Raw genomic sequence first — 6,820 nt, 5'->3', positions numbered from 1 at the left:
CGCACATGACAAGTTTGTACGAGCGAGGTGAATTACGCGTACAAGCAGCGAGTTACTACGCAACACCTGATCATAATGGCGCTGTTCGTGACGATGAACTCTTCTTGCCTCTCTCGCTCTCGCTAACTCGCGATGATGTTCTTAAATTCGTTCTTAACCCTCAAGATGTCCCTGAGGACTTAAAAGACCACCGGCTAGATATTAATTATGACGCGGGTACTGACTATTGGTTATATTGCTTGACTACAACTGTCGAGCCTAGATTGTTTGTTGATTTTCAAGCGGATGCTTGTGTAATTATTCATGACAAAAACCGATTCCGTGAATTACTGATTCAACAAAGCACAGCGGGCTTTTCCGACGCAACATTTCAGGAAGGCAATGCCGTCTATGTCGATCCACTGTTGCCAAAGGCTGCTGCAATAGATGTCCCGATGTCGAAGCACTTCAGGTACGAGTATCAGAAAGAGTACCGATTTATATGGAAGCCAAGGAAGCTGGCATCAGGTCTTCCCTATATCGATATCGCTGTTGGTAGTTTAGAAAGCATCGCTGAACTGGTGGTGCTATAGAGTGAAAAAATGGCTAACAAGGCAAATTAACACGGACCGCAAAAACCGCTGCGCGCTTTTTACTTCCAGTTATTTGCGGCGTTAGAAGCCAAAGGAAGATATGAGCATGAAAAAAGTCTCTTGGGGGCCGATAAGATCCTCGCTTACGGAAAACTTTTCCTTTGGTGATATAAAGCAAATCGTTGGGTATGCTGATATTGATATGTCAAGACTTGCACACTTGGAACAAAAAACACAGGGAGGCGCATCAAAGTCGCAATTGCTGAGTGCAATTGATATACAGATTGGCTCAATGGATGCTGAGTCAGTTGGTGTCGTTGCTTCAATTTGCTGTGAAGAGATGCTGCGGCGGAAACCAAGCCTAATATCAGAGTTAGAACGAGTTCTATCCAGGGTGGGCTGGAAGTTTTCGGGATCTGAGATATTGCCGATAGAAATATTTGATGTATCAGAGCTAAAGGACATACCTGATAACGCGCATGAGGATATTCTAAAAGCCGCAAGCAGATTGAGAGACGGTGATTTAAGTGGATCACTCTCAGCTTCTTGCGGAGCGCTAGATTCCGTTACCGGCTCAATATATCAAGAGTTTGGCCTTGGCGATCCGAATAAAGCATCATTCCAAGAAAGGATTAAGAAATCTATTGATGCCATTGGTGCCAAGGATCAGCTAATTAAAGAGCTTCAAGAAATTGGATGGAGTGAACCGGATTTTAAGCCATTGTTTTCTAGTTTGGAGGGCTCCCTGAACCAAGCGGCATTTGTAATGCAGAAATTGAGATCAAACATGGGTGACGTACATGGGACAAAGCCAGTAATTTCCGCGCTTGTCTATGATTCCATAAAATGGTCTCTGTTGTTGCTAAGAGTTTTGGTGACTCGTAATGGCTTCTAACAATTTGCTGCACACGGAAAAATTACTCGCTGCGCTCGCAATTTTCCAGTGAGCAAGGCGTTAGAAGATTCCAGATAAAGGCGCATAGATGGACATTGAAAGTGAATTAACGGGATTTCTGCAAAGCAACATCAAAGATGGACAAAATAAGACTAGAGACATCGAAATTATAAAGTTCTACTACGGGCTAGATGAATCGCCTTGGCCTACTTATGAAGAAACTGCGAGCCGGTTTGGTGGTGTCACCAGGCAAAGAATTGAACAATTAATAAAGTCTAAGTTTAAAGATAAAGTCAACAAAAACTCCATCCCTTCTCTAAGGGAATTCATAGATATATTAGAGTCTAGAGATTATTGGCTGGTCTCAGAATTTGAAGAGGAAATCTATACTTCAGGTCTAATGGGTAGGGAAAGCCATATAAAGGGGGGGCTCAACCTTATCAATGATGTCAAAATTGATTGTGAGTTCGAATTTTTCACGCCAGAGTTAAATCGAGCCACGAGGAATTCAATTTTAACTAGCAAAAATATATTCTTGATTAGGAAGTCTAGTGTCAAGAATATAGAAAAGATGCTTAAAAAAGCACAGGGCCTGCCGGGTCGTTGTGGCATTGCGAATTTGAAGTATCTATATGAAGAGCTTGGCGAATACTATTCGCTCGTTTCGTTGTTAATTGAGAACTCGCCTACGTCTTGGGTTAGAGTGAGTGACGATGATTACTGGTATATTTTTGAAAATCGAGATAACACCATTATTAATTACTGCGAAAAGGTTTTTGGTGTTATCGATTATTGTGATTCTGCAAAGCTTGCAGCGACATTTAGAAATGCCTTAGATGGGAGGACCTATAAGTATCCATACCCACCAGAAGAGATAATCGAGGAATACTTAAGAAGTTCTGTCTACATGATTAACATTGGTTCTGGTTTAAAGTTTGTAGGACAAACTACGGAGCTAAATGAAATTGAAAAAGACTTAATATCTTTCATTGATTCCGGTAGGGCTGTATCGTTTCCTGAGTTTCGAGATTATTTGTCAGAAAAAGGCTATGGAAGCGCCCATATACAAAAAACCACAAATTCCTCACCATTGGTGCATGTAGATAAGACAAATGGCCGGATGCATTATATTTATAGTCTTATCGGTGATCGGATTTTATCCGATGATGACATGCCAGTTATAGATGCATATGAATTTTACCTCCGAAGATTAAGAGCTCTTCTTGATGCTGGGACGGATGAGACAAGAGAACAAACAGCAAGAAAAGAGCAGTACATATTAAAAGAATGGTTATTTAAAGATAAAATCCATGAAAATTGTGCTATTTGCGGGCAAGAGTTCAATGTGAAAACTTTGGTTACTGCACATAAGAAACCTAGATCAGACTGTAATGATGCAGAGCGCTTAGATCCCTATATTGTGATGCCTGTGTGTTTGATGGGGTGCGATTATCTTTATGAAAATATGTATATCTATATCGATGGTGGTGGGATTGAGAGAGGTCTTTCTTTTCCGAACGCAAGGGCTGAATCTAGCTTTATTGAACACCTTGTTGGACGGGGAGTTGATAAAAAATGGCTTTTAGGTGATCAGTCTTACTTTCGTTCGCCTAACAAAGCATTGCAGCGGACAAGCCGCTGAATCCGCCGTTAGAAAAGGCTATTGAGCAATGATGCAACGTTATCAGTCACTCGACGATTTGTGGTGCGAATGGGGTTCAGCCACCACTGCAATCATGAAGCATATTGAAAGCAACGAACCAATAGATAATCAGACAGGCTGGAATTTCGTCCAAGCAATGGTTGTGAGCCATCACCAAGAAGGATATGTCGTCACTATTGTCCACACAGCCTATGATCCGAGTATCAGTGGATATGTTTTGCTTTCAGTTCAGGCTAAGGTATGTGATTCGGGTGAGATCAACGTTACTACAGTCAAAAGGGCGCTGGTAGATCAAGCAGTGCAGTGGTAAATGTGCCGTTCTTACCAGTGCATCAAATACGTTACGGGCCAATGACGCTCCACCGAATCAAGGGGGCAGCAAACTTGATATGAGACCAACGTTATTTGGATATGAAAAAAAACAATCATCCTATCTTCACCATGCCATTTGCAAAGGTTTATCCGCTGTATATTCAAAAGGCTGAACGCAAAAATCGAACGAAAGCGGAAGTTGATCAAATCATTTGCTGGCTGACTGGTTATGACCGAGCGAGCTTAAAACAGCAAATCGAATTGGAAAATGATTTTGAAACCTTTTTTGCCCAAGCCCCAGCCATTCATCCAAATAGCTCTTTGATTAAAGGCGTGGTATGTGGTGTTCGGGTTGAAGAAGTCGACGATCCATTGATGCAGAAAATCCGTTATCTGGACAAGCTGATTGATGAGCTGGCTAAAGGTAACTCAATGGAAAAGATTCTTCGGCAATAAAACCAGCTATCAATAAACTAGATACCTAATCAATTAAGTTGTTGGCTCAGGATGAGGCCGATGATCTTCTACCCATTGTTCGTCCATGCGTGGATCCATTTCTGCAAGCACATCGCCGGATGTGGCTGGAACGGCAACATAGACATTCATATGGTCTTCTGAGATACGCTCGCTCTGCAATGCGTAATATCCTAACGCCAAGGCAAACAATGTCAGTACGGTAAAGAATGCGATCGCGGAAAATCCCAGTACAAACCCTAACAATAACGGTGCGATGAATGACCCTAAGCCATACGAAAACAATAAGGTTCGGCTAATCTCGACCAGGTCTGTGTTTTCATCAAACACATCATTGGCACGCGCTACACTCAACGGATAAATGCTGAACAAACTGACACCAAGCAAAAAGCCCACTGTATAAAGCAACGTCACGCTTTCACGCCAGATCAAAGGCAAAACCAGCATTAATAGAAAAACACCCGCACCGAAAAATCCAGACCAGGCCAGCATTTTCCGGCGTCCTATTCGATCCGATAACATGCCCACAGGTAATTGCGACATTAGCCCACCCAGAATGGTAATTGCCATAAACAAGGAGACCACTTTGGGTTGGTCAAACACATTTAAAACATACAGCGGTAGCATGGTATAAAACGCGCCAATAAATACTCCGCCAATAAAACTCCCAACTAATGCCAACGGTGCTATCGATAACAGTTTTGGCATGCTGTATCGTTCAAAGGGTTTTAAAACCGGTTGTGAGACACGGGTGATGGCGACAAAAATTAGCGACCAGAGCACCAGAATGGAACCCAGAATGAAAATGGTATTGGCTGGCATTTCCAGCATAAGCAGCAGTTGTCCGAAGGCTAACGCCAGGAAGAAAACGATGGTGTAAATCGCCAGAATTTTGCCGCGGTCTTCGGTGGAGCTTTTTTCATTAAGCCAGCTTTCTAAGACGATCAACATGGCATAAAAGGCAAAACCGGATACCAAACGCAATGTGGCCCAAAACCAGGGATCGAACCATAAGGCGTGCCCCAAAAATGCCATGACCATAATTGCAGAAAAAGCCGAAAAACTACGTGCATGACCTACTGTGACAATCAGTTTTTGACTGAAAACAGCGGCCAACATTGCGCCCAGGAAAAATGCAGAATTGATTAAGCCGATGACGCCCTCAGTAAGGCCTTCCTGTTTCAGGAATATGCCGATGAATGTCATCAATAAGCCGTAACCCGTTGCCAATAGCGAAATCGAGAAGAACAACGATGAAATCGGTAATAGGGCTCTTTTAAAAAACATGGGGATTCCTGAAACGAAAATAGCTTGCTGCGTGTAAACACAGCAAGCCACTATTCTGATTATTTTCTACACAAATTCAAGGCAGGATACAGCAAACTGGATTTGGATGAATTATGTTCAGCCGCTAACCGTGATAAAACTCAACCTTTTGCTACAACCACTTATCCAGTTGAATACCACACGCTTGTTGGCCAAGTTTAAAAAAGCAAAAGGACAGATTTATTCTTTTTCATTTATGCAGAAAGCCCCGGCAGTGATGGCTGCCGGGGTGTGTTGAGATGTCAGAAGTCCAGCTGTGCTCCCAGTTTGATCGTGCGTGGTGCGCCCTGAGCGATGCTTGAGCTGCCTGCAGAGGTCAGCCAATAAGCTTTATCGGTCAGGTTTTCAACATTTAATCGTAATGTCAGCAATTGTTTGTTGAGGTCAATTTCATAGCGTGCGCCCAAATCAAACAACGTTACCGAGTCCACTTGCCACTGGTTGAAATTATCCAACGGTATGCTGCTGGTGTATTGCGCGCCACCCGTGAGTGTCAACCGGGTATTTGGAACCTGATATTCACTGTATAAACGGAACTGTCTGTCAGCGACGCCTTGTATCGATTCGCCTTCCAGACTCTCATCAGTAGTTTTTCGGTTGGTGGCATCCAGCCACATTGCACTGGCACCGACAAGCCATTGTTCATTGAGTTTGCCTCGGGTGGAGATCTCAAGTCCTTCGTAGCGGGCTTCACCATCCTGACTGAAGACATCATTCCCATCCGTGTAGGTGAGACCTTTTTGCAGCTGAAATACCGCCATATTGGCTGACCAGTTATCATGCTCTATCTTAACGCCGGTCTCGACCTGTTTGCTGATTAATGGTTCAAACACTTCGCCGGCATTGGCTGCAGTATTGGGTGCAGTGGCACCTTGTTCAAAGGCTTCTACGTAACTGGCGTAAATTGAAAGCCATTCGACTGGCCGATAAATAGCTGCGACCGAAGGTGTGATTTCACTTTCTTTGTAATCACCATATTTATCTTCAAGACTGCCGTAACGTGCGCCGAGAATAAAATCCCAGCTATCGCCCACATTCAGGGTATCCGAGATAAATGCTTCTTTCCGGGTGATTCTGGAATACTCGTTAAAGCTGGCATCACTTTTATCCAGATGGCTCACCGGACGGTCGAATTCAACCGGGGAAGATAAATTGCCCGACCCCAGCGGAATCGCCAGTGTGCCAATACCAGAGCTATTGGATGAAATGGTACGGGTATGCGATAAACCCAAAGCCACATTGTGGGTGACAGGGCCGGTTTCGATGATGCCACTCAGCACATTCTGTGTCTGATAGCTTTTGAACAGATTGTTGTAATTGTAGAGCGTAGCGGAATAGTTGCCATCGCCATCGACATACAAAATGGGCATCAGCGGATTACGATAGCTGGTGGAGTAACGGTACGACAGTTTATTGTTCCAGTTATCGTTAACCTGCCAGATTAAATCACTACCCGTGGTAATGTGTTCCGATTCATAGCGGGTCCAGTCCGGGACCAGGCGTTTATCACCGTCAATCGGGCTGACAATGTTGCTGACTGTGCGATCAGTAAATGAACCGTCCGAGTTGGGTGAAATA

The 6,820-nt window shown here is 43.7% G+C and carries 7 protein-coding genes; 5 read left to right on the top strand and 2 right to left on the bottom strand.

The window, feature by feature from the left end:
• From B3O33_RS10375 to B3O33_RS10355, 5 genes are all read left to right on the top strand, one after another.
• Positions 1 to 572, top strand: a 572-nt coding sequence (locus B3O33_RS10375; protein ID WP_292363547.1) for a hypothetical protein, incomplete at its 5' end; no start/stop codon positions are given.
• Positions 573 to 678: 106 nt separating this feature from the next.
• The gene (locus B3O33_RS10370) at positions 679 to 1,467 is read left to right on the top strand and encodes a hypothetical protein (protein WP_292362533.1); all 789 of its coding nucleotides are present in this window, start codon (positions 679 to 681) and stop codon (positions 1,465 to 1,467) included.
• Between the two features lie 88 nt (positions 1,468 to 1,555).
• Entirely contained in the window at positions 1,556 to 3,109 is a 1,554-nt protein-coding gene (locus B3O33_RS10365) for a hypothetical protein (RefSeq protein ID WP_292362534.1), read from the top strand.
• Positions 3,110 to 3,137: 28 nt separating this feature from the next.
• Positions 3,138 to 3,440, top strand: coding sequence for a hypothetical protein (locus B3O33_RS10360; protein ID WP_292362535.1), 303 nt, complete (start codon positions 3,138 to 3,140; stop codon positions 3,438 to 3,440).
• A gap of 101 nt (positions 3,441 to 3,541) precedes the next feature.
• Positions 3,542 to 3,898 (top strand): DUF2200 domain-containing protein, encoded by a 357-nt coding sequence (locus tag B3O33_RS10355; protein ID WP_292362536.1) that lies wholly within the window; start codon positions 3,542 to 3,544, stop codon positions 3,896 to 3,898.
• Between the two features lie 33 nt (positions 3,899 to 3,931).
• On the opposite strand, the gene B3O33_RS10350 is transcribed toward B3O33_RS10355, so the two are convergent.
• Positions 3,932 to 5,203, bottom strand: coding sequence for an MFS transporter (locus B3O33_RS10350; protein WP_292362537.1), 1,272 nt, complete (start codon positions 5,201 to 5,203; stop codon positions 3,932 to 3,934).
• 281 nt (positions 5,204 to 5,484) lie between these two features.
• On the bottom strand, positions 5,485 to 6,820 hold a 1,336-nt coding region (locus B3O33_RS10345), incomplete at its 5' end, for a TonB-dependent siderophore receptor (RefSeq protein ID WP_292363545.1).

The organism is Methylophaga sp. UBA1464, assembly GCF_002325665.1.
Taxonomy (GTDB): Bacteria; Pseudomonadota; Gammaproteobacteria; order Nitrosococcales; family Methylophagaceae; genus Methylophaga.
This window is presented reverse-complemented; position numbering and strand designations above follow the sequence as displayed.

Excerpts from the sequence above, each read along its gene's own strand:
- B3O33_RS10370 (WP_292362533.1), top strand. The coding sequence starts at position 679 with ATGAAAAAAGTCTCTTGGGGGCCGATAAGATCCTCGCTTACGGAAAAC.
- B3O33_RS10365 (WP_292362534.1), top strand. The coding sequence starts at position 1,556 with ATGGACATTGAAAGTGAATTAACGGGATTTCTGCAAAGCAACATCAAA.
- B3O33_RS10360 (WP_292362535.1), top strand. The coding sequence starts at position 3,138 with ATGATGCAACGTTATCAGTCACTCGACGATTTGTGGTGCGAATGGGGT.
- B3O33_RS10355 (WP_292362536.1), top strand. The coding sequence starts at position 3,542 with ATGAAAAAAAACAATCATCCTATCTTCACCATGCCATTTGCAAAGGTT.
- B3O33_RS10350 (WP_292362537.1), bottom strand. The coding sequence starts at position 5,203 with ATGTTTTTTAAAAGAGCCCTATTACCGATTTCATCGTTGTTCTTCTCG.